Source organism: Leptospira abararensis, assembly GCF_016918735.1.
GTDB lineage: Bacteria > Spirochaetota > Leptospiria > Leptospirales > Leptospiraceae > Leptospira_A > Leptospira_A abararensis.
The window spans coordinates 78,308-100,692 of record NZ_JAFFPR010000060.1 but is presented as its reverse complement, the minus strand read 5'-3'; the positions used below and the strand labels follow the sequence as shown (position 1 = coordinate 100,692).

The 22,385-nt window shown below is 40.8% G+C and carries 23 protein-coding genes; 19 read left to right on the top strand and 4 right to left on the bottom strand.

Annotation, left to right across the window (positions count from 1 at the left end; genetic code table 11):
* The first annotated feature begins 47 nt into the window (after positions 1 to 47).
* Together JWG40_RS17755 and JWG40_RS17750 are read left to right on the top strand one after the other, a co-directional pair.
* Positions 48 to 1,226, top strand: coding sequence for a MaoC family dehydratase (locus JWG40_RS17755; protein ID WP_205287105.1), 1,179 nt, complete (start codon positions 48 to 50; stop codon positions 1,224 to 1,226).
* 9 nt (positions 1,227 to 1,235) lie between these two features.
* Positions 1,236 to 2,258 (top strand): MBL fold metallo-hydrolase, encoded by a 1,023-nt coding sequence (locus tag JWG40_RS17750; RefSeq protein ID WP_205287104.1) that lies wholly within the window; start codon positions 1,236 to 1,238, stop codon positions 2,256 to 2,258.
* A 126-nt stretch (positions 2,259 to 2,384) separates the two neighbouring features.
* Here the strand turns inward: JWG40_RS17750 and JWG40_RS17745 are convergent, their stop codons facing one another.
* Positions 2,385 to 4,133 (bottom strand): DUF2079 domain-containing protein, encoded by a 1,749-nt coding sequence (locus tag JWG40_RS17745; RefSeq protein WP_205287103.1) that lies wholly within the window; start codon positions 4,131 to 4,133, stop codon positions 2,385 to 2,387.
* Complete coding sequence (locus tag JWG40_RS17740; RefSeq protein WP_205287102.1) at positions 4,134 to 4,925, bottom strand: aldolase; 792 nt, start codon at positions 4,923 to 4,925, stop codon at positions 4,134 to 4,136.
* Positions 4,926 to 5,037: 112 nt separating this feature from the next.
* Here JWG40_RS17740 and lepB point away from each other — a divergent pair, with 112 nt between their 5' ends.
* The 3 genes from lepB to ilvB all read left to right on the top strand — a co-directional run bounded on the left by lepB (position 5,038) and on the right by ilvB (position 8,319).
* On the top strand, positions 5,038 to 6,075 hold the full coding sequence (gene lepB, locus JWG40_RS17735; protein ID WP_205287101.1) for a signal peptidase I: 1,038 nt from the start codon (positions 5,038 to 5,040) through the stop codon (positions 6,073 to 6,075).
* Complete coding sequence (locus JWG40_RS17730) at positions 6,056 to 6,304, top strand: AtpZ/AtpI family protein (RefSeq protein ID WP_232369476.1); 249 nt, start codon at positions 6,056 to 6,058, stop codon at positions 6,302 to 6,304. The genes lepB and JWG40_RS17730 overlap by 20 nt, the downstream gene beginning before the upstream one ends.
* 323 nt (positions 6,305 to 6,627) lie before the next feature.
* Positions 6,628 to 8,319, top strand: a complete 1,692-nt coding sequence (ilvB, locus tag JWG40_RS17725) for a biosynthetic-type acetolactate synthase large subunit (RefSeq protein WP_205287100.1) — start codon at positions 6,628 to 6,630, stop codon at positions 8,317 to 8,319.
* A gap of 45 nt (positions 8,320 to 8,364) precedes the next feature.
* On the opposite strand, the gene JWG40_RS17720 is transcribed toward ilvB, so the two are convergent.
* Both JWG40_RS17720 and JWG40_RS17715 read right to left on the bottom strand, forming a co-directional pair.
* The gene (locus tag JWG40_RS17720) at positions 8,365 to 8,712 is read right to left on the bottom strand and encodes a P-II family nitrogen regulator (RefSeq protein ID WP_100734139.1); all 348 of its coding nucleotides are present in this window, start codon (positions 8,710 to 8,712) and stop codon (positions 8,365 to 8,367) included.
* A gap of 5 nt (positions 8,713 to 8,717) precedes the next feature.
* Positions 8,718 to 10,007 carry an ammonium transporter gene (locus JWG40_RS17715; RefSeq protein ID WP_205287099.1) on the bottom strand — a complete coding sequence of 430 codons (1,290 nt, stop codon included), beginning with the start codon at positions 10,005 to 10,007 and terminating at the stop codon, positions 8,718 to 8,720.
* Positions 10,008 to 10,336: 329 nt separating this feature from the next.
* Here JWG40_RS17715 and JWG40_RS17710 point away from each other — a divergent pair, with 329 nt between their 5' ends.
* The 14 genes from JWG40_RS17710 to JWG40_RS17645 all read left to right on the top strand — a co-directional run bounded on the left by JWG40_RS17710 (position 10,337) and on the right by JWG40_RS17645 (position 22,384).
* Complete coding sequence (locus JWG40_RS17710) at positions 10,337 to 10,822, top strand: glutathione peroxidase (RefSeq protein WP_205287098.1); 486 nt, start codon at positions 10,337 to 10,339, stop codon at positions 10,820 to 10,822.
* Positions 10,809 to 11,249 carry a MarR family winged helix-turn-helix transcriptional regulator gene (locus JWG40_RS17705; protein WP_205287097.1) on the top strand — a complete coding sequence of 147 codons (441 nt, stop codon included), beginning with the start codon at positions 10,809 to 10,811 and terminating at the stop codon, positions 11,247 to 11,249. Before JWG40_RS17710 ends, JWG40_RS17705 begins: the two co-directional genes overlap by 14 nt.
* Positions 11,250 to 11,574: 325 nt before the next feature.
* Complete coding sequence (locus JWG40_RS17700) at positions 11,575 to 12,510, top strand: hypothetical protein (protein ID WP_232369475.1); 936 nt, start codon at positions 11,575 to 11,577, stop codon at positions 12,508 to 12,510.
* A 228-nt stretch (positions 12,511 to 12,738) separates the two neighbouring features.
* Entirely contained in the window at positions 12,739 to 13,119 is a 381-nt protein-coding gene (locus JWG40_RS17695) for a hypothetical protein (protein ID WP_205287095.1), read from the top strand.
* Complete coding sequence (gene atpB, locus JWG40_RS17690) at positions 13,088 to 14,167, top strand: F0F1 ATP synthase subunit A (protein ID WP_408611562.1); 1,080 nt, start codon at positions 13,088 to 13,090, stop codon at positions 14,165 to 14,167. The genes JWG40_RS17695 and atpB overlap by 32 nt, the downstream gene beginning before the upstream one ends.
* A 48-nt stretch (positions 14,168 to 14,215) precedes the next feature.
* Positions 14,216 to 14,500: an ATP synthase F0 subunit C gene (atpE, locus tag JWG40_RS17685; protein WP_002975055.1), complete on the top strand. Its 285-nt coding sequence runs from the start codon at positions 14,216 to 14,218 to the stop codon at positions 14,498 to 14,500.
* 2 nt (positions 14,501 to 14,502) lie between these two features.
* Positions 14,503 to 15,027 (top strand): F0F1 ATP synthase subunit B, encoded by a 525-nt coding sequence (locus tag JWG40_RS17680; protein WP_205287093.1) that lies wholly within the window; start codon positions 14,503 to 14,505, stop codon positions 15,025 to 15,027.
* Positions 15,024 to 15,587, top strand: a complete 564-nt coding sequence (gene atpH, locus JWG40_RS17675; RefSeq protein ID WP_205287092.1) for an ATP synthase F1 subunit delta — start codon at positions 15,024 to 15,026, stop codon at positions 15,585 to 15,587. The genes JWG40_RS17680 and atpH overlap by 4 nt, the downstream gene beginning before the upstream one ends.
* On the top strand, positions 15,584 to 17,098 hold the full coding sequence (gene atpA / locus JWG40_RS17670) for a F0F1 ATP synthase subunit alpha (RefSeq protein ID WP_205287091.1): 1,515 nt from the start codon (positions 15,584 to 15,586) through the stop codon (positions 17,096 to 17,098). Before atpH ends, atpA begins: the two co-directional genes overlap by 4 nt.
* A gap of 11 nt (positions 17,099 to 17,109) precedes the next feature.
* Entirely contained in the window at positions 17,110 to 17,979 is an 870-nt protein-coding gene (gene atpG / locus JWG40_RS17665; protein WP_205287090.1) for an ATP synthase F1 subunit gamma, read from the top strand.
* A 21-nt stretch (positions 17,980 to 18,000) separates the two neighbouring features.
* Complete coding sequence (gene atpD / locus JWG40_RS17660; protein WP_205287089.1) at positions 18,001 to 19,407, top strand: F0F1 ATP synthase subunit beta; 1,407 nt, start codon at positions 18,001 to 18,003, stop codon at positions 19,405 to 19,407.
* A 5-nt stretch (positions 19,408 to 19,412) separates the two neighbouring features.
* Positions 19,413 to 19,793, top strand: coding sequence for an ATP synthase F1 subunit epsilon (gene atpC / locus JWG40_RS17655; protein WP_205287088.1), 381 nt, complete (start codon positions 19,413 to 19,415; stop codon positions 19,791 to 19,793).
* Positions 19,794 to 19,840: 47 nt separating this feature from the next.
* Positions 19,841 to 20,137 carry a hypothetical protein gene (locus JWG40_RS17650; RefSeq protein ID WP_205287087.1) on the top strand — a complete coding sequence of 99 codons (297 nt, stop codon included), beginning with the start codon at positions 19,841 to 19,843 and terminating at the stop codon, positions 20,135 to 20,137.
* Positions 20,138 to 20,146: 9 nt separating this feature from the next.
* Complete coding sequence (locus JWG40_RS17645; RefSeq protein ID WP_205287086.1) at positions 20,147 to 22,384, top strand: hypothetical protein; 2,238 nt, start codon at positions 20,147 to 20,149, stop codon at positions 22,382 to 22,384.
* Position 22,385 lies beyond the last annotated feature (1 nt).

Genomic DNA, 22,385 nt, shown 5'->3' with positions numbered 1-22,385 from the left:
GCCTCTCTTGGAAAATTAGTCCTATCCCATTCGAAAAAGGAATTCCCATGGCCGAAAAACCTATGTCCCCCTTTGGTGAGTTAGCTCCAAGCACACCAGCCTCACTCTCTGATATAAAAAAGAACATTTACGGACGATACCTAGAAGAATTTAACTTAGGGGATATTTATGTCCACCCGCGCCAATTCACAGTCGACAGAAGTTTTGCACAGGAATTTGCCACTGTATTTATGGATACAAACCCATTGTATCTTTCTGCTGAGTATGCCAAAGCACATGGATTTGCAGACTTACTTGTCCACCCACTTATGGTTTTTAATTTGGCACTTTCCATTGGTGTTCAAAATAACAGTGAGAAGGCGCTTGCGAACCTAGGTTATTACAACGCACAATTTTTAATGCCAGTATATCCAGGAGACACTCTCTCTTCTCGCACTAAAATTTTAGCAGTCGATGACAAAGGCCCAGAAAAACCGGGAATTGTCCATGTAAGAACCCTTTGCCTCAATCAAAAAAACGAAGTGGTTTTACAATACGAACGTAAAATCATGATTTATCAATCGAATGGAAAACCAAAAGGAAATCCAAAACCGGGTGATTCTTCTGCATTTTTCCCAGAATCAAAAACTCCTGCTCTCAAACTCCCTAATTTAAAATTTCCTAAAGAAATGAAGGATGTCACTTGGGGACATACTTACTTTGAAAATTTCAAACCAGGTCAAATTTATGTACACCAAAATGGAAGAACCATTACGGATGAACATGTCCAGTGGACTTTCCGTGTAGGAAACACTCATCCTCTTCATTACGACAAATTATATTCTGCAGGAATTTCTGGCCCGATGGGTGGAGAACCAGTGGTTTACGGTGGACTCGTATTTGGTTGGTTAGCTGGTATGGCATCACGTGATATTTCTGAAAATGCCATTTGGGAACTTGGATTCACAGAAGGATACCATACACAACCTGCTTTTTCTGGTGATACCGTAACTTGCATTTCTCGAATCTTAACCACAGAAGACAAAGGAACGGAATACGGAATTCCTGCAGGTGAAGTACAAATCCAGTTCATTGGTTTAAAAAATATCAAAGCCAATGATGCCTTGGATAAATTCGGTGCTGATCTATTCCTAAAAGAAAATGATAAAAAGAAATTGGGAAAAGAAAAAATCCCAGAGAAAATCTTCGAAATTGAAAGAAGATTAATCATCAAAAAACAACCATAAGGTGAAAAATTGAAAGTCACTATCCCCAAAAGAATTCCGGACATGGAAGACATCGGGGATGGTGTCTTTAAAATTGTCCTTCCTCAACCTTTCTACGCACCTAACAACATTTATATGTATCACGGAAACGATGGGCTTACCCTCATTGATTCGGGATATATTGAATCAATTCCGATGTTACAAGCGTCCCTAAAAACAAAGGGATTTTCCTTTAAAGACATTCGCCATATCATTTATACCCATAATCATCTGGATCATATTTCTTCTTCTTTGGTTTTGAAGTCCTATGCAAAAAATGTAACCTACTACGGGTATCGTTCGATGGCGGACGGAGTGGGAAACTATTTAGAATCGATGATGCTTTTTGAAGAAGCAACAGAAGACCTATTCCATAAAGCCTTTGGTGATAAAGAGGAATTAGATAGGATTTTAGAAGAATCACGCAAAGGTTGGAGGCAGTTTTTCAGTAAATTTAGCGAAACCAAAAAAGGGGATCCTGTTTTACGGATTGATGTGGCCATCGACCATAACGATAGTTTGGAGTTAGGTGGGAGGCTCTTTCGGTTTTTACACACACCTGGTCATAATTTGTATCATATCACTCCAGTAGATCCCTCTACCGGAATTTATTTTTCGGGAGATCTCATCATAGCCAATCTCACGGCCATTTATTCGGAAATGGATGGAAGTTTGGGGGATTATTATTTCACTTTATCCAAATTATTGGAAGAGCCCATCAAACGGATGTTACCTGCCCATGGGAGCGAAATTGAAGATCCTAAAAAAACCATCACTCTTGTGAAAAAAACATTGAGTATTTTGGAAAAGGGAGTCCTTCGTCGGCTCAGGGAAGGGGAGTCCGACCTAAAAATTTTAATGGAAGCTGCCATTGGAAAAAAAGTCCATAATGGCGGCCATTTACCGACTGCCCTTGGTTTGGTTTATAGTATCATCCAGAAACTAGTGTTAGAGGGACAGATTCGGATTGAAAAACGCGAAAATGGATATGAGGTTTTTCATATCGCCACATAATTCGACTTATAAGCTAATTGTTTTTCACTTTTGAAAAGTGTCTATTTTGGTTACATTGGGATTTTGGAAACTATCTCCGAGTGAAACTTTGGACGTGATTTGAAATTCAAAACCAAAGTTGATTGTCTATAGTTTCCAAACTTCGATTTGTTTTCCTTTCCAAACCAAAATTCCATTTTTATTTTCTAATTCTTTTTTATATTCCAAAATTCTAGATGAGGGCCATAAAACTTTATCAGTAAACTCCGAGGCAAAGACCGCATAGCAAACATTTGTTATTTTGCAGATAGATTCTGCATTTTTGATTTGTTCTAGTGGATAGGTTTTGGCTTTATCTGTGAGAAAGAAAGATAAGTTGTATTGAGAAAATACAAAAATTCTTTCTATCTTACTTTGGTTTTTCACAAGAAATTTTTCTACTTCCTTGTCCCCGCCGAGAAGGACGACATTGACATCCTTCAATTCCGATTGGATTTCCTTTCGGATCTCGGAGTTTGCATAAGGACTTTCGATTTTGGTATCTAAGGGAAAATTGTAATCGAGTGAGTTTTTCCAGAATAGACAAGTGAGTATTAGAAACGCAAACGAGATCGAAATTTTTTTCTCTGATTGGATCCATAAAATTCCCGTGTAGAGGACAAAAGGAATTAGCGAATAACAGTAATACGTATATATTTCATGGTGCCAGGGTCTTGAGGAAAAAAAATGGGTCGCATAAATAAACAAGATTCCAATCAGTTCTGGTATCAATTGAAAGATCCCGAGTCCTCCGCTTACAATGAGTTCCAGAAAAATTTGAAATGATTTTTGAAAACCTGTGACTTGTTTGAAGGCCACATGGTATTCCTGAGTTAAGACTTTTGTCCATGGTGCTTTTGTCGACGAATCACCAAATATTGGATAAACGATGAAAACGTAACTTAGCCAGAAAATGGTTAGTATCAGAACTAAAGTATAAGCTAGAAAATTTTCATCACGATAAATTCGTTTTAGTATTTGTGATGAGTTATGTATATGATTTAGTTTCGCGGTTTTGTATAAAAATCCAATAAAGACGGGTAAGAAAAAAAGGAGTAGGTAAATACCAATGTCTTCTTTTATGCTCAGATAAAAAATTGTAGATAAGGTTAAAATGCAATAATGAATCCAACGAATTGAAGAACTAGTGTCATGAATCTTTTTCCTTAGTTCCCAAGTAAAAAAAAAGAAAAAACTGAAAATAAGAACAAGCACCTCAAAATGAAAACTGGATCCAAGCCGATATAAATACAATTGGTTTGTGAGAAGAACCCAAAAAACCAAAAATTTGATTCCCCATTCCTTTAGATTTTTCTTTGAGATTCGATAAGCCCAAAGAATCCAAAGGACGGTTCCCAATTGGTAAGTGAAAAAAACTCCTATAGCGAGTCCCGATCGGTTCGGAAAGAAACTGACAAAGGGGGATAGGGCTGCCAACCCAGGTGCAAAGTGGTGCGGGAGATAACTACCTTGTCCTGATTCTGAATAGTAGGTACTGGTAAAACCATCTCCGTTCGCCAAAGCGAGGAGAATATCCGATAAACCAATATAATCTGCATCCTGGAATAAGAAGGCATCAGCCAAGGCTTTTGTTAGGTGAAATGCATGGTAGCTGCTACTGATTAAAAAAACAATACAACTAATACAAAGTAAATAAGGTAGAGATCTGATTTGTCTTTCTGTTAATAAACCATTTACGAATGAGTTGTCTTTCGATTTTTTCTCTTTCCAATAACTAATGAGTGTTAGGACAAATAAAAAAAGAAATACCCCCTTTTGGAAGGGGGCATGAAAGTGTTTAGGAGAAATAAGGAGAAAAGAGGAAACTAAGCTGAATAAAAAAAATAAATAAACCACTTAACGTATGAAGTACAGGACCTTCCTCTCACCGATCCGTTCCCGGTTGATTTCGACTCGGTTTCTGTAGTAGTAACCTTTCTCTGGAAATGTTTTTGAGAAAAATTCAAATAAATCCATTTCGAATAACAACATACATTCGGCAACGTCCATAGCACCAATAGACATTGCTTTTTTTGTATCTACCATTATATGACGTGAATTGATATAATCTGGTTCGATTTCGTTTGCAATGAGATCGAAATTTGTTTTGGTGATGGTTCCACCTACAGAAGTTTTTTTCCCTCTGCTTTTTGCTTCAGAAATGATCTTTTTAGCCACCCTTGTGACTTCTTTGTCATCCGGCTTTTTGTCCATGGACGCGCTTAAATCAGATCTAGCAGCTGTTACTTGCTGTAATGCCTGAAAAGAAGCAGAATCGAAAATATCCATCAAATTTCTGTATCCAGTGATGGTTTCCATATTGATCGATTTATTATAAGATTCGTATTCTGCTGGAGTGAGGAGGTTTTTCATAGTCTGGATGAAGTTTTTCAGCGCATACTCCGACTCTACCATGGGAGCAGAAATCCCTGAAACTCCAATCCTCTGGCAGATCCGAATATCGTTTCTGGCCTCCGGGCCACCGATTTTGACATAGATTGGCAAAATTCCTGCCGTGATCGTTTTTAATAGGGAGATTTCTTCCTCACCCATATCTTCCGTTTCCGTTCCTGTTTTGATGCAGACAAAAGAGTAATTCTCTTTCATCTCCTGTAAGGTTTTTCGTAAAACGTGGATTGATGTTTCCATAAGCAGAAGATCTCCATGTATGGTATCGTCGATTCCCGAAAATAGTACAAGTCTTTTGCGCTTTTTTTCCCCCTTTCTTGACAGAAAATTCCAATTCCCTAGCTTCGAACCTATGGGAATATTCTCCTCCATCTTCCAATCCAAACCTAAACAAGAATCTAAGGAACCTGCAAAAGAGGGAGCTGCCGCTTCCGGAATCTCATTCGGGATCATTGTGGTTCTTGTTTTTGCCTTCAAATCATCTATATTAGATGCTAATAATATTCCTTCAGGTTCTATGATCCCCACGCTCAAAATCGGGGACTTCTTATTTGTAAATAAAATGCGTTACTCTTTTCGTATGCCATTTACAGAGAAGGAACTCTTTAGGATTGATGATCCGAAACGTGGTGATATCGTAACTTTTATTCCACCGGCTACGGCCCTTGCGCAAGAAGAATCGAGAACAGGAATTTTTGCCAAACGATTTGTAAAACGGGTCGTTGGACTTCCTGGAGATACAATTCGAATCACAAGAAAGTACATTGATACAAAAGATAGAGGAAGGGTACACTTTGCACTTGTTGAGTATAAAGAAGTCGGTGCAAATGATTTCCAATCCTATGCACCAAAGGAAGTTCCTATTGGAAAAGAACTTTCTGACTTGGACAACTTAGAAGCAACTCAAAGAGCCCTGTTTAAAGAAGTAAAACCAGGTTTCGAACACTTCATTCTAGAAGGTTTTGAAGATGATCGTCGAGCCCATATCTTCGAGTATTGTGATTTTTTACATGGTTGTGTGATCCCGGAAGGCCAATATATGGTGATGGGTGACAACAGGGATGACTCGCACGATTCACGTGCTTGGGGTTTTGTAAAACGAGAAGATATTTTAGGTAAGGCACTAATCATTTACTTTTCTATTGATTGGAAAGACTCCACTTGTGAATACAAAGACGGGCAGGAGCTCGCAGAAAAAGGGCCAGAAATCGCAGAACGATATGAAGGCGACGCGTTAGATAGACGTTGTCACTATTCTGAAATCTTCTCTTCACATAACGCTCGCTATAGAGATGATGAGTCTAGGTTTGGGTGGATTGAAAGAACCTTACGGTATCGTTTGTGGAGACTTGGTGTCCGTTGGGATCGGATTGGTCGCATCCTCCAATAAGATGACTGGAGAACCTGAAAAACCATCGGATAAAAAACCAGAGAAGTCATCCATGGCGATGGCTGGTGCCGGATTTGAATTTGTATCTTCCATCGCACTTTTTGTGGTGGGAGGATACTACCTAGACGAATATCTAAAAACCGAACCACTTTGGCTTCTTATTGGTTTCTTTTTCGGTTTTATCCTGGCTTTCTATTCCCTCATCAAACGGGCCAAAGAAAACGAATAGGCAACTCGTTTTCTTTTCTTCCCTTTGTTAGTTCACCACTAACAAGAAGATCTGATTCAGGGAAATGTTTTCCATCCTCATCCTGATAAATTCTTGACGACACTAGTAAATATAAAAAACCTTGGCTGTAATGGCTTTAGAGACAACCACTCACTACGAGATCATGGATTCCATGCCCGCTCTTGGATTGTCTAGCTATGTCCTCTCTACTCTCGTCGTCGTAGTCTCCTCATACATACGTAGCTTTCTGTCATAATCTTCCTTCGTTTCCTCGGTCGACAGAAAGCTGAAGTCGACGGGGAAACCAAATCGGGAGGATCTTTATGCGGGAACAAATCACCGTAAGTCAATATATCATACGTTTTTTAGAATCTAAAGGGGTTCAGTGGATACCTGGGGTTCCTGGTGGAACCATATTGCCATTGTACGAAAGTTTGGCCGAATCGAGAATTGAACATGTGTTAGCTCGTCATGAACAAGGTGCCGGATTCATTGCGCAAGGTAGAGCAAGAACTACAGGTGAAGTAAGTGCTGTATTTGTTTCCTCAGGTCCAGGTGTTGCCAATCTCATCACTGCGGTTGCTGATGCCCAAAGAGATTCAATTCCCTTATTGGTTTTTTCTGGACAAGTTCCCTTGGCCTTAATTGGAACCGATGCCTTTCAGGAATTACCCACAGCAAGTATTGTCTCTCCTCTTGTTAAGAAAGTTTATAAGATAGAAGAACCAAACCAAATCATAGAAATCTTGGATGAAGCTTATCATTTATCTGGTTCTGGAAAAATGGGCCCAGTATGGATTGACTTACCAAAAGATATCCAAATCCAAACCATTAAGATTTCCAATGATCATCTTATGTTCAATCCACAAAAAAAAGATGAGCTTTTTGAGGCCAAAGAAATTGAAGATGAATCTACTGATGAAAGTTTGGATTTCTTTTTACAAGAGTTTAAATCACTTTTGGAGGCTTCTGACTTCCCCTTACTTTACATAGGTGGCGGAGCCAAAAAAGAATATTTACGTTTGCGCGATTTTGTTTCAAGGTTCCAAATTCCTGCAGTTACTACCCTTATGGGTTTAGGTATTTTTGAAAAAGAAGATCCAATGAATTTAGGGATGATGGGTATGCATGGAACCGTGGTTGCCAATGAAGCTTTGGGAGTATGTGACCTTCTCATTGCGATTGGTGTTCGTTTTGACGATCGGGCCACGGGTGCCATTCAGAAGTTTTGTAACCAAGCGAAAGTCATACATATCGATATTGATGCACGTGAAATTGGTAAAAACAAATCAGTCCATTTGAGTTTGCAGAAGGATATCTCCGAGGTTCTTCCCTTTCTGATCGAAGAAGACTTTTGTATTCAAAATACAAAAGCATGGGAGCAAATTGAAGTATGGAGACAAATCCCAGAACAACATCCGATGAAAAATATACTTTTGGATTTTGCTTCTGTACTACCCGAAGGGGATCACTACGTTCTTACGGATGTAGGCCAACACCAGATGTGGGTGGCACAGTATTTTCCCTTTGCAAATCCTAAATCTTGGATCACTTCTGGGGGACAGGGGACTATGGGTTTTGGCCTTCCTACGGCCATCGGTGTAGCCTTAAGTCAGAGAGAGGCTCATGTGTTTTGTTTTTCCGGTGATGGTTCCATTATGATGAACTTACAAGAGTTATCTACTTTAAAGGAACAGAATCTGAATGTAAAGGTGATCCTGATCAACAATGAACATTTGGGCCTTGTGAAACAACAACAGGATTTGTTTTACGGAAGTAAACATTCTGGTTCTAAATTTCATTTTCATCCCGACTTTTCGTTGTTATGCCAATCGTTTGGAATCGGATATTCGGAATGGGATTGGAGTTTGGGTACAGATGAGCTACAAAGGGTTTTGGAAAAAAAGGGGCCGGCTATGATTGAAGTGAGAATCCCTGCCAGTTGGGGAGTATATCCCTTTGTTCCAGGAGGAAAGTCGAATCAGGAATATGTCCTAGACAAGGTTACAATGTAAAGAGTCCATCCGAGGGATTAATTTCCCTCGGATACCAAATCGTAGTTAAATGGCTTTGCTCCCGCGTTCTCCGCTACGAATGCGGATGACTTCTTCTAAAGGCATAACGAAGATCTTTCCATCTCCGATTTTACCTTCAGGTCCCGTTTTTGCTGCTTTCAAAATTGCATCGACGGTGGGTTTGACAAACTCATCGTTGACTGCGATTTCTAAACGTACCTTTCGTAAGAGATTCACTTGGTATTCATGCCCACGAAAAACTTCTGTTTTTCCTTTTTGTTGGCCATAACCTTGAACATCACTTACGGTCAAACGATAGATTTCGTTTTTGGTAAGTTCATTTTTAACTTCTTCTAGTTTGTGTGGTTGGATGATTGCGATGACTAATTTCATATTGATTACCTAATGTCATATCCTTTTTCACCATGGATTTCTTGGTCAAGTCCGGTGATTTCTTTATCTTCTTCAATTCTAAAACCAATTGTTTTTTCAATCACAAGTGCCAGTATGTAAGAAACTACAAAAGAATAAAATCCTGTTGCTGCAACACTGATTACTTGCGCAGTCATTTGGTTTCCTAAGGTCATCCCTTCAGCTAACTCCAAAGCAAAGAGTCCAGTGAGAATGGCTCCGAATGCTCCACCAACACCATGGATCCCGAAAGCATCAAGTGTATCATCATATTGAATTTTACCTTTCATAAGAATTGCCATATAACAAATGGGAGATACTAAAACACCCATAATCATTGCACCTTGGACTCCCACATAACCAGAAGCTGGTGTGATGACTACAAGTCCTGCTACAATTCCAGAAGCAGCACCGAGTGCCGTTGCTTTTTTTGTATGTAACCATTCAATGAGTAACCAACTGGCTCCTGCAGCTGCAGGGGCAATCAGTGTTACCAAAAATGCTCTAGCCGCAAGTCCATTGACAGCAAGTCCTGACCCTGCGTTGAAACCAAACCAACCAAACCATAATAGGCCTGATCCAAGTAACGTATAAGTCATGTTATTTGGATGAGTCAGTAAACCGGAATCACCTTTTCGTTTCCCTATGACAATTGCTGCGGCAAGTCCTGCAATCCCTGAGATCAAATGGACAACAGTTCCTCCAGCAAAATCTAGAGCATTCATTTTTAGCAGCCAACCTGAATCTGCCCAAACCCAATGTGCCACTGGGTCATAAACTAACGTTGACCAGACGAGAATAAAAACTACATAAGCGGAGAGTTTGATTCTTTCGGCAATCGCACCTGAGATTAGGGCTGGTGTGATGATAGCAAACATACCTTGAAATAAAAAGTGAACATAGGTAGGGATAGAACCCTTTACAGAATCGATATCAATTCCATTGAGGAATGCTAAATCAAAATTTCCGATATAAGGGTTATCTCCGGAAAAAGCAAAACTATATCCGAAGATCGTCCACTGCAATGTCATTACGATGATAGCAACAAAACTATGCATCATAGTTGAGAGGACATTTTTAGATCGGACAATCCCTCCGTAAAACAAGGCAAGTCCCGGGATCATAAAAAACACCAAAGCAGACGAAACCAACATCCATGCCGTGTCTGATTTATCGATGGCTGCGGGAGAAGGAATTTCCCCTTCTGCGGCTAGGAATCCCGGTAAAAGGAAGAGTAGACATACCAACAAAGGTCGTACGACCAATTGTATTTTCATTGTTTGCTCCAAATATCGTTTTTGAAATGAGAAATAAAATTCGTATCATTACGAATGGTTTCCCTCTGAAAGCGAGCCAATTCTGCAAAACTAAGAACTTTTTTGTAAAAAAACTGAGGGAGTTGGGAAGCTGGTAGTCAGTTTCCCTTGGTTGTGGTAAGGAGAAGGTATTGGGTGGTGGGTCTAGTTCCCCACCCGAGTCAGGGCGGGGATACACAGATTTGCAATCTCCCCTTGCTAAAAACTAAAAAAAATCCCAACAAAATTTAAATAAAAAGATTGAACAAAATTAGATTGTGCACAATCTAATGTGTATACGGAGACCAAACATGTCAGATGATTTTTACAATATCAAGGTGAAACGGGGTTCTGAAGAAGTTCCTTTGGAGCAGTTTAAAGACAAAGTACTATTAATCGTGAATACGGCAAGTGAGTGTGGATTTACGCCTCAGTATAAAGGCCTTCAGGAAACTTATGATCGCTGGAAAGGTAAGGGTCTCGAAGTTTTGGCGTTTCCTTGCAACCAATTTGGACAACAAGAACCAGGGTCTGATGCAGAAATCAAATTGTTTTGCGAAAGAACATTCATGACGACCTTTCCCATCTTTTCAAAATTGGAAGTGAATGGACCAAATACGGACCCACTTTATAAACATCTCAAAAAACAAGCTCCTGGAATCTTCGGATCCTTAGATATCAAATGGAATTTTACAAAGTTTTTAATCGATAAACAAGGAAATGTTGTAAAACGATACGCGCCCATCACAAAACCGGAAGATATTGAAAAGGATATCGAAAAACTTGTCAAAGGTTAAGAATCCAACGGATGAGGTTCTTCTTTTGAAGAACCAAGTTTGTTTCTCTTTATATTCGTCTATGCATCGATTGATGAAAATCTACCGTCCGCTTCTTGCAGCAGTGGGTCTCACCTATCCGCAATATCTTGTGATGTTGGTTCTTTGGGAAGAGGAGGAAAGCACGGTTAGTGGGCTTGGGGACCGGTTACAGTTGGATTCTGGGACGTTGACACCGTTACTCAAACGATTGGAACAAGGTGGGTTTATCCAAAGAAAAAGAAACTTAGATGATGAACGCGTTGTGATTGTATCACTCACAAAAAATGGAAGGCAGTTGCGTGAAAAAGCAAAATCAATACCAGAACAAATCTTTTGTTTGTCGGGGATTGAAGAAAAACAGGCGATTCAATTAAAAGAAATCTTGGACCATTTTGCTTCCATCTAAAAAGGAAATTTCATTTCAGGAGTTTGATTTAGTCTTTTATTCTTGACCATAAAAAGTAGATATTAGAATCATTTAACATTATTTAATGTTAGCTTGTCTTTTGAACTTCCATGGTGTGACCTAGGTTATGTGCATATTGAAATCCTACTTGCCATTTTGTCTTTTCATAATCTTCTTTTTTATCTCCTGTAAAAATCCGCTCTCTGATAATCCGTGCGATCCTAACGAATCCACTTTTCGAAACACCTTATTGGTAAAGTGGTTCACATCCGACTATAGTCAGACTTGCGGCAAAATCTATTTACCTTCAATACCGAAAGAGATTTTGGAATATTCCATTCCCAGCCTTGGCGTAAGAGGAATGATTCGTGGTAACCAAATTGTGATTACTTCGGAAACCATTACTTCCATAACTTCCTATATTGCTAATTTTAAGGCAAATGGTCGTTCGGTAACGGTCGATGGGATCGAACAAATCAGTGGCGTAACATCGAATTCATACGCATCACCATTGAAATACATTTTAACAGGTGTTGATGGTAGTACCAACGAATATACCATACAAATGGTTGCTCCCCGCGTTTTGGGTTCTGGTTCTCTCCGCCTTTGGTTTAAAGCAGACCAACTAACGCTTAGTGATGGGGATGGAATCGCAGCTTGGTCGGATGTGAGCGGCTATGGGAATCATATTTCTCAAGCTAATGCGATCCAAAGGCCTGTTTTCCGATTGAATCAAGTCAATGGTTATCCAACAGCCGAGTTCAGAAGTTCAACAACATCGCGTATGGATTTATCATCTGGGGCGGTTGGGTTGTATGTAACTAATAGCGGGAGTGCCTTTTTTGTGATGAGACTAGTTGATACGATTACTGGTGGAATCACTTTATTAAACTTACATGGTGGCCAAGGAAGAGAGATTTCCATCAATCATCCTATTTCGCAATATTTAGTTTGTCGAAATGGAGCAAGCTGTGCCCTTATATCAGCTTTACCTCTCCCCAAAGCAGAATTTCTTGCTGTGGGCTCAGTCCAAGTCTTAATGACAATAGCTCTAGAGTATTGGAATGGTAATTTGAAAGGCCAAGTCCCCATATCGTACGATTATTCGGGTGGCTCAATACCCAATTCTCTTTATTTAGGGAATGGAAACTTGGACGCAGATTTAGCAGAGGTTTTGTATTTTAATACGGATCTATCGGAAGCGGAAGTTCAGAAATTGTATTTTTATCTCAACACGAAGTATGGCCTTTCGTCTATTTAAATTGTATCATTCGCTGACTTCTAGCAAAAAGACGAACTTTCTAAGATAAAAAATTTGCGAACGACAATTCCGTCTTCACATACCAGCAAACATGTGATATATGGAAGCCATTGGGTGGCGGGTGGTTAACCCCACCCAGTTCGATTAGGGCGGGGAACTATACCATTCTATCCCCTCCGCACCGCAATCCTACTTGCCCCCATTTCCGCATCTAGTAAACTGCAACCAATGGATCTAAATACCATCAACCTAAAACGATTCCATTTACATTACTTTACATATTTAACCGTTATATTCATTTTAAGTCTCCCGCTAACTTCTGGTTTGGTGGCGGATGGATACCGTATCATCTTCTATTTCGGTGGTGCTATGTCCTTTGCGATCCAAATGGCAATCTTACAACTTCGGTTCCTACCAAGAAAAATCCCTGCTCTGTCGGAGTCGGGCTTCCCCTTTTTCACCGTATTCCTCTCCTTTTTTCTAAATCTGGGCATTTTGACCTCTTTACAGGTCCTAGAGTACCCTTTTGAGGCAACTTCTGGATTTTTAATTGCCTATTTCGTCCACCTTCTTTTCCTTGTATTTGCGAGCTATTTCAGTGGAAAATAAGTCTAAATATCGGTTTTTTTTATCTTTTTTATTAGTTTTTTCCCTTAGTTTTACGAATCTTTTTGCGAACGATTCGGAAGGGCACAGCTCTGACGAGGGCTTCGATTTCAGTGAAGTCATGGCGCACCACTTAGGTGATGCCCCTGTGTTCCCACTGAACTTTGGGGGAACCATTGTCACAGAAGGACAACCAGGGTTTGATGCAGAAAACCACGATGTCTTTGTAAACCATGATGGAGTGAAGTATCACTACTTAGGTGGACTCGACCTTCACATCACCAAACGAGTGACCATGATGTGGATCGCTTGTTTTTTTATGTTCCTCGTTTTTATCCCAGCAGCCAATTTGATTTCTCGGGATCCAAAAAAAGTTCATAACAAATTCACATCGGGTGTAGAGGCTTTTGTTTCTTATTTAAAAGAAAACGTTGTGGATGCATCTCTTGACCACCACGGACATTCTTACTACCACTACATCTTCTCTTTGTTTTTCTTTATCCTTTTTTGTAACCTTTTTGGTCTCATCCCATCTGTGGGTGAACTCACTGTGGCTGCCTCTGACGCACTTGTTGCCGTTGGGGTAGTGGAACACACACCACATTCCCTTCACACATTTGGACAAATTTGGTCAGGGATCACTCCCACAGGTGATATCAGTGTCACTCTTTCTTTAGCATCCATTACTCTACTTACGATTTACGGAACGGCTTTTTCTTACCAAGGAATCTCCTTCGTAGCACATGCAGTTCCTAAGGGAGTTCCGCTCCCCCTTTGGCCACTCATGTGGGCCTTAGAATTTATCGTAACTCACATTGCTCGCTCTTTTGCATTGACCATGAGGTTACTTGCCAACATGACAGCGGGACACGTTATGATCCTTGCTTTACTTGGATTTATCTTTATGAGTGAAAGTTGGCTCATTGCACCAGTGTCTGTTCTCAGTTCGGTGCTCATTTACTTTTTAGAACTACTTGTAGCCTTTTTACAAGCGTTCATTTTCTCTCTGCTCACAACCGTGTTCATCGGAACAGTGATGCACAGACATTAAGATTGGTTTTATTTATATTATAAAACACACAGGAGTGAAACGAAAACAATGGAATTCGGTTTAGGATACATCGCAGTAGGACTCGCAGCAGGCCTTGCATTACTTGGTGCAGGAATCGGTATTGGTAGAATTGGTGGATCAGTGGCAGAAAGCATTAGCCGCCAACCAGAAGCAGCTGGAAAGATCCAACTCGTTCTTTACGTAGCAGCAGGTATGATTGAAGGGGCAGCACTTTTCGCAGTGGTGATCGCTCTTCTTATCGCGCTCAAACTCAATGGCTCAATTGACAAAACAATTGGTGCTGGTGCCACTAAAGTAGAACAAGGACAATAGTCTTGGTTATCCTCGCGGCTTCCGGCTTCAATTTGCTGAAAGTCAATCCGGGTCTGGTTATCTGGACCCTGGTCACTTTCGCAATTGTTGTCTTCGTTCTTAAAAAATTTGCATGGGACAAGATCCTTCATGCTCTCGAAGAACGTGCTTCCGGCATCCAAGGCGATATCAACAAAGCAGAATCTCTTCGCGTTGAAGCAGAGAAGTCTTTAAAAGAATACAAAGACCAACTCTTCAAAGCGACAGAAGAAGCACATAAAATTGTCGATGAAGCTAAGAAAGATGCAGTTGCTCTCCGCACAAAGTTGACGGATGAAGCGCACAACGAAGTAAAAGGCATTAAAGACAGTGCAATTCGCGAAATCGAACTAGCGAAAGGCAGAGCTTTATCTGAAATGCAACACCAAATTGTGGAAATGTCCGTTCTCATCGCGAGTGAGATCTTGGAGAAACAATTAAAGAAGGAAGACTATGCTTCCTTTGTCGAAAAAGAGATCGCAAAACTCGATAAACTTAAAATAAAATGAGTCTGAACCAAATTTCAAAGGTTTACGCAACGGCACTTTTGGAGTTAGCTAAAGAAACTAACTCGCTTGAGTCAACGGAAGAGGAACTTTCAACCCTTGTTGATATTTTCTTTTCCGATGATTCAATCCGCCATTATTTCCTTTCTCCGTTAGTTGATCCTTCTGAGAAAGAAAGAACTGCTGAAAAGTCAGTTCAAGGGAAGGCATCGGAAATCGTTGCCAACTTCATTACACTTGTGGTTCGTAAGAATCGATTTCTATACCTCAAGGATATTTTGGAAGATTATAGAACAGGAGTGGACCGACTTAAAAATCGTAGTTCTCTTCGCATTGTTTCCAAAGATTCTTTAGGCAAAGAAGCTGTAGATCAAATCACCAAGTCTATCTCTTCCAAGTTCGGACGCGAAGTTCGTGTCACAGAACATACGGATCTTAACCTCATCGGTGGGTTCAAAATCTATATAGACGACTTTTTAATCGATGCCTCGATCCGTGCAAAACTTGCCGGAACTCGCGAGGCTCTCCTCCAAAAGAAAATCCCAGTCGGAGCATTTGAATGAAAATTAAAACAGACGAAGTAACGTCGGTACTAAAACAAGAAATTAAAAACTTCAAAAAAGACCTTCAAGTTGAAGAAGTTGGAACAGTTCTCGAAGTAGGGGACGGGATTGCGAGAGTTTACGGACTCACAAACGTAATGTCAGGAGAGCTTGTGGAATTCCAAAACGGAGTTCGAGGACAAGCCTTCAACTTAGAAGAAAACTCCGTTGGGGTTGTTATCTTTGGTGATTATATCAAAATTGAAGAAGGTTTTTCCGTTAAACGTGTGGGAAAGATCTTCGAAGTTCCGGTAGGACCGGAACTCCTTGGTCGAGTGCTAAATCCTCTTGGGGAAGTGATCGACGGAAAAGGCCCCTTAAACGCAAAAAAAACAAGACCAGTTGAGTCACCAGCTCCTGGGATTGCGATGAGAAAATCCGTTCATGAACCAATGCAAACAGGAATCAAAGCAATCGATGCGATGATCCCCATTGGTCGTGGACAAAGAGAGCTTATCATTGGAGACCGCGGAACTGGAAAAACATCCATCGCAATCGATACCATCATTAACCAAAAAGGAAAAGGGGTCATTTGCGTTTATGTAGCGATTGGACAAAAAGCATCTACTGTTGCTTCCACCATCGAAATGTTACGCGAAAAAGGTGCATTAGAATATACAATCATCGTATCGGCTAACGCGTCTGAGCCTGCTCCGATGTTATACATTGCACCGTATTCTGGTGCGACTATGGCTGAATACTTTATGTATGAAGAAGGGAAAGCAACACTTGTTGTTTATGATGACCTTTCTAAACAAGCCGTAGCTTATAGACAGATGTCACTTTTACTACGCCGCCCACCAGGTCGTGAAGCATACCCTGGGGACGTATTCTACCTTCACTCGCGCCTACTTGAAAGGGCAGCGAAACTCGATGATAAATTTGGTGGTGGGTCTATGACAGCACTTCCGATCATTGAAACTCAAGAAGGGGAAGTATCAGCATACATTCCAACCAACGTAATCTCCATCACTGATGGTCAGATTTACCTTCAGTCCAACCTATTTGCATCGGGTCTTCGCCCTGCGGTGGACGTGGGAATTTCTGTATCACGGGTGGGATCTGCAGCGCAAATCAAAGCGATGAAAAAAGTAGCGGGAACGTTGAAGTCTGACTTAGCACAGTTCCGTGACTTGGAAGCATTCGCTCAGTTAGGAACCGAACTAGATCCAGTGACACAAGCACAGCTCGATCGTGGATACCGAGTTCTTGAAATTCTAAAACAACCAAACAACTCACCAACTCCAGTAGAAGAACAAGTGATCTCTATTTTTGCGGTGACAAAAGGGTTTATGGATGCAGTTCCAACGGCAAAGGTTCGTGAATTCGAATCTTTCCTACTTAGAACGATGCGAGAACAACACCCAGAAATTTTAGAAGAAATCAGAACTGCAAAAGAAGTAAAACAAGAAGCAGCTCTGCAAAAAACAATCAAATCGATTGTCGAACATTTTCTGACAAAGAATAATTAAGGGGAAAGATCTTGGCGACACCGCGTGAGATAAAAAAGAGGATTAACTCGGTTAAAAACACGAGAAAAATCACTCGAACCATGGAGATGGTCTCCACGGCAAAGGCAAAAAAAGCGACTAACAAAGTCAATGCGGCGAAACCATACGCTGACTTGACACGAGAGTTGGTTTCTTCTTTGTCTAGCCTTGCTTCGATCATCCACAGCCCTTACTTAAGGAAGCCGGACAAAATCCGAAAAGTGGCTATCCTTGCAATTGCCGCTAACCGTGGGTTATGCGGTGGTTTTAACTCCAACCTCCTTCGTATGGTAAAAAACCGTATTGAAGAGTTGAAGTCCAAAGGTGTGGAAGTCGAAGTCCATGCTGCTGGAAAAAAAGCGATCGCCTTTTTTAAATTTGCAAAAATCGAATTGGTGACTTCACAAACCAATATTGATGACAAAGCGGGAAGTAAAGAAGCAAATGATCTTGCTTCTTATTTTATGGAACGTTTTGCAAATGAATCGGTGGATTCTGTTGAAATTATTTCCACTCACTATTATTCGGCAGCCAATCAAAAACCTGAGATTACCACTGTTCTTCCTTTAAAAATGGAAGAAACGGGATCAAAAGGTTCTACGGGGCCAGATGTATTGTATGAACCAGATCCAAAAACTATTTTGGAAAACCTTCTTCCTATGGTGATCAAAACAACTTTTGTTAAAATCATTTTGGAGTCGGTCGCATCCGAACACATTGCACGACGAGTGGCTATGAAAGCGGCAACAGATGCTGCAGGTGAGATGATCAAACTTCTTACTCGCGGTTACAACCGAGTTCGTCAGGCAAAAATTACGCAGGAAATTTCAGAAATCGTAGGGGGAGCGGAAGCCATCTCCTAACAAAGGTCTTTCGGAGTATATATGAATAAAGGTAAAATTAAACAAATCATCGGTTCGGTATTGGACATCAGTTTTGATTCCGGGAATATGCCTGAAATCTACAATGCCGTAGAGATTCAATCTAAAGTAAACGGCAAAGATGTTACCATTACTGCTGAAGTGCAACAGCACATCGGAAACAACACAGTTCGCGCCATCTCCCTTCAATCCACTGACGGATTAAAAAGAGGATTGGAAGTTGTTGATACAGGAATCCCAATCTCTGTTCCAGTCGGAACAAAAACGCTTGGTCGTATTTTCAATGTGCTCGGTGAGGCAATCGACGAGTTAGGTGATCTACCTAAAGACGTAAAAAGAATGCCAATCCATAGAAACGCACCTTCTTATGATGAAATTAAACCTAAAACGGAAATCTTTGAAACTGGGATCAAGGTCATCGACCTTCTTGCTCCTTATATCAAAGGGGGAAAGACTGGTCTTTTCGGTGGTGCCGGAGTAGGAAAAACCGTTCTCATCCAAGAGCTTATCAACAACATCGCAAAACAACATGGTGGTTACTCTGTGTTCGCTGGTGTTGGGGAAAGAACTCGGGAAGGAAACGACCTTTGGAACGAGATGAAAGAATCGGGAGTCATCGACAAAACAGTACTTTGTTTTGGTCAGATGAACGAACCTCCTGGTGCTCGTCTTCGTATTGCACTTTCAGCACTCACGATGGCGGAAAACTTTCGTGATGAGTCTGGGTCTGATATTTTACTTTTCGTAGATAACATCTTCCGTTTTTCACAAGCTGGATCTGAAGTATCGGCCCTTCTTGGTCGTATGCCTTCTGCGGTGGGTTACCAACCAACTCTATCAACAGAAATGGGTGGACTACAAGAGCGGATTACATCAACGGTTCGCGGGTCCATCACTTCGGTGCAAGCGATCTACGTTCCTGCCGATGACTTAACTGACCCGGCTCCCGCTACTGCATTTGCTCACTTAGATGCAACGACGACTCTTTCTCGTGCGATCTCTGAAAAAGGAATTTATCCTGCGGTGGATCCACTCGATTCTACTTCTCGCATCATGAACCCACAAATCGTGGGAGACGAACATTACAACACAGCGCGTGAAGTACAAAGAATCCTTCAAAGATACAAAGACTTACAAGACATCATTGCGATTCTTGGTATGGACGAACTTTCTGAAGATGACAAAGTCCTTGTGTCTCGTGCTCGTCGTATTGAGAAATTCCTCTCACAACCTTTCCATGTGGCAGAGCAGTTTACAGGTCGACCTGGTAAGTATGTGAAATTGGAAGATACCATCCGATCCTTCAAAGGAATCATTGAAGGAAAATATGACACACTTCCAGAGCAAGCGTTCTACATGGTCGGATCGATTGACGAAGTAATCGAAGCGGCAAAGCAACTCAAAGGTTAATCAGGATGAGTAAAGAACTGACTTTAACAGTCATCTCACCCGACAAAATCCTATACCAAGGGAAGGCAGAGTCTGTGATTCTGCCGGGTTCTGTAGGATATTTTGGGATTCTACCGGGGCACGCCACACTTGTGTCCCAGTTGGACTTTGGGCTTATCAAATTGCATACTTCCGGAAAAGAGTTCCGAATTGCGATCGATGGGGGATTCTGTGAAGTGAGAAATGACCAAATCCGAGTCCTTACCGAAGGTGGGGATTCTGAGGATGATTTGTCCCATGACCATGCCGTGGAACTCCTGGAAGAGGCGGAAGCCCTTCCATCCTCCAAAGACAAAGAAATTCTTCTAAAGAAAGCAAAAGTTCGCATTTTACTACACGAACGTTAATTTTTTTCCCCCCTTCTTGCCGAAAATATACCAGAGGGGGATTTCCTTTGGCTGTAGATTGGATTCGACGTTTTGTATTGGTATCGATACTATTTGCCGGATTCTATTACTTAAAGGAAAACCCTGATTTGCGAAAAAGAATCTATTCCGAAGAGCCGATTCGTGTTAAAATTGAGGGGCCAGTATTGAACCCTGGGTTTTATTCATTGGACGCAGGTTCGAATGGAAAGGATTTAATTGAAATGGCGGGTGGGTATGTACCCGGAGCGCAAATCAAAACGGAGGACAGTATCTTGGAACAGCCGTTAGAGGATGGCCAGATACTAAATTTGGGAAAACGGTAACCGAGGCGAATGGCGGATCAAGAAAAGAATAAAAACGAAGATCTAGATAACATCGAACCTGTGCTCGATGAAGACTCGTTTTCCTTAGATTTGGATGATTTTGATATGGGCGATGATGATATGGATGTGTCGCCAGGGATTGAAGCCCCAAACCTAGATGATATTTCTGGATTTGATGATGAAGACGATTCCATATCGGATATGGTTGCCTCCTCCGATACCTATGACGATTTATTAGATATCGATTTAGATTCTGACCTTAATTTACTTGGGGAAGAAGATCCCATTTTACATGATGAAGACATTCATGCAGATTTTTCTGATTACGAAGAAGAATCGGAAAAAGAACAAAACAAAACTCCTAATAAATCCAAACAATCTTATAACGCTAACGATACTGATGAAGATGATCTTGAATTAGAATTCGATGATGATTTGATTGATCTTGATAAAGAAATCGAATCGATACTCAACGGTGAAGATGGAATCCTAACTTCTAAAAAACCAAAACAAGATTTAGAAGAAGAGGAAGGTCCTATTTCTCTATCTTTGGAAGAACTCGAAAATATTACGGGTGATTTAGAAGAAGAAGACCATTCAGGAGAACCAGATCGTTCTCAGTTTGATGAAGAAGAACATGCTCTTATCGATGAAGATTCCGATCTAGATTTAGATTTGGATGATTCCGAAATTGATACCAACCTTTCCTTTGATGAAGAAGGAAAACCTGAGTTTGATTTAACAGACCATGATGCAGAAGATACATTCACACCTAAAGATGATTTAGGTCCAGGGACAGCGGAAGAAGATTCCACTTTTAAACCTCTTGTGGATCCTGAAGAAGAAGAGTTATTTGGCAAAACCAAAGAAGACGAAAATCTAACTCTCTCTGACGAAGAATTAGGCAACATTCTTGGAGCTGGTGGTGAAGCCAGCTTAGAAGAAACCCTTGGCTCAGAAGAAGAATTTTTAACCACAGATGATGAATCTGACCTTCCTAGTTTTTCAGATGAAGATGAAGAAAGTTCCTTTGATCTGTTAGGTGGAGAGTTTGAACCTGCCGAAGAAACTGAGTCTTCGGAGGAAGAAGAGGATGAAGGACCTCTCACTCTATCTTTAGAAGAATTAGAAAATATCTCTGGTGAGGCAATCGAAGAAGACTTTGAAGAACCGGCTTCTGATATCTTAAATGAAGAATTAGAAGACGAATCCATCACCTTAAGTCCAGACGAACTTGGAAATATCATTGCTGGTGATCCAGTAGAAGAATCGGTAGATTCGGAAATGGAAGAAACGCATGAATTGGACACTGATCTTGGTGACGACTTTGATTTTGCTTTAGGTGAACCGGAATCGGATCTGGAAAATTCAGAAAACTCGGAAGAAGGTCTCGAAGGTCAAATGGAAGGTTTCGAATCTTCGGACGACGACGAAGGCCCAATTGCTCTTTCTATGGAAGAGTTAGAATCCATTGCCTCTGATGCAGAAGAAAGTTCTGAAGAGGAGCTGGTGGATAGTTTCGATCGTGCTCCACTCCCTTATGAAGAAGAACTTGCTCCGAAATCAGACGTATTGGCGGAAGAGGAAGAAGATGAGTCCATTGCTTTGTCAATGGAGGAACTAGAAAACATCACAGCCTCTGAAGAAGAGGATGTCGAACAGGAAGACGTTACTCTTTCCCCTGAAAGTTTAGATGAAATTTTAGGTGAAGAACTTCCTGGAGAAGGTTTAGAAGACATTGCTGACCTTCCGGTTGAAGAAGAGTTTTCTTTATCAGAACAAACCGGAAACGAAGAACCTTCCGATTTCGATCTTACTGCAGACGATGCCGAAAACTTAGTGGAACATGAAGATGAGTTTGACTTTGGAGACTTACCTTCTGATCCCACAATCGATGACAGTTTTGATTTAACAACTAACGAACCTAAAGAAACCAGAGTTCCAACCCTTGCCTCTGATGATTCAGAAGAGTATGAAGTTGATTTAGATGAGTATGCAATGGAAGGAAAACTTTCTCCATTGGAAGAACTTCGTAAATTGGATGTATCTACCACAGAATCAAAACAATCTTCCGCCGAGGCTTTTGCCGATGCAGGGGGAGATAATTTATCTGTTGGTGATCGGAAAAAGGTTTTAGGTTATTTAGACAACCTACTCGGAAATCTTCCTGACGAAGTGATCCGAGAGTTCTCGAAATCGCAATACTTCGAGTTATACAAAAAAATGATGAAAGAATTGGAGTTATAAA

Excerpts from the sequence above, each read along its gene's own strand:
- JWG40_RS17740 (WP_205287102.1), bottom strand. The coding sequence starts at position 4,925 with ATGGAAACATCAATCCACGTTTTACGAAAAACCTTACAGGAGATGAAA.
- ilvB (WP_205287100.1), top strand. The coding sequence starts at position 6,628 with ATGCGGGAACAAATCACCGTAAGTCAATATATCATACGTTTTTTAGAA.
- JWG40_RS17710 (WP_205287098.1), top strand. The coding sequence starts at position 10,337 with ATGTCAGATGATTTTTACAATATCAAGGTGAAACGGGGTTCTGAAGAA.
- JWG40_RS17695 (WP_205287095.1), top strand. The coding sequence starts at position 12,739 with ATGGATCTAAATACCATCAACCTAAAACGATTCCATTTACATTACTTT.
- JWG40_RS17720 (WP_100734139.1), bottom strand. The coding sequence starts at position 8,712 with ATGAAATTAGTCATCGCAATCATCCAACCACACAAACTAGAAGAAGTT.
- JWG40_RS17755 (WP_205287105.1), top strand. The coding sequence starts at position 48 with ATGGCCGAAAAACCTATGTCCCCCTTTGGTGAGTTAGCTCCAAGCACA.
- atpC (WP_205287088.1), top strand. The coding sequence starts at position 19,413 with ATGAGTAAAGAACTGACTTTAACAGTCATCTCACCCGACAAAATCCTA.
- atpD (WP_205287089.1), top strand. The coding sequence starts at position 18,001 with ATGAATAAAGGTAAAATTAAACAAATCATCGGTTCGGTATTGGACATC.
- JWG40_RS17645 (WP_205287086.1), top strand. The coding sequence starts at position 20,147 with ATGGCGGATCAAGAAAAGAATAAAAACGAAGATCTAGATAACATCGAA.
- atpA (WP_205287091.1), top strand. The coding sequence starts at position 15,584 with ATGAAAATTAAAACAGACGAAGTAACGTCGGTACTAAAACAAGAAATT.
- JWG40_RS17715 (WP_205287099.1), bottom strand. The coding sequence starts at position 10,007 with ATGAAAATACAATTGGTCGTACGACCTTTGTTGGTATGTCTACTCTTC.
- atpH (WP_205287092.1), top strand. The coding sequence starts at position 15,024 with ATGAGTCTGAACCAAATTTCAAAGGTTTACGCAACGGCACTTTTGGAG.
- atpE (WP_002975055.1), top strand. The coding sequence starts at position 14,216 with ATGGAATTCGGTTTAGGATACATCGCAGTAGGACTCGCAGCAGGCCTT.
- lepB (WP_205287101.1), top strand. The coding sequence starts at position 5,038 with ATGGGAATATTCTCCTCCATCTTCCAATCCAAACCTAAACAAGAATCT.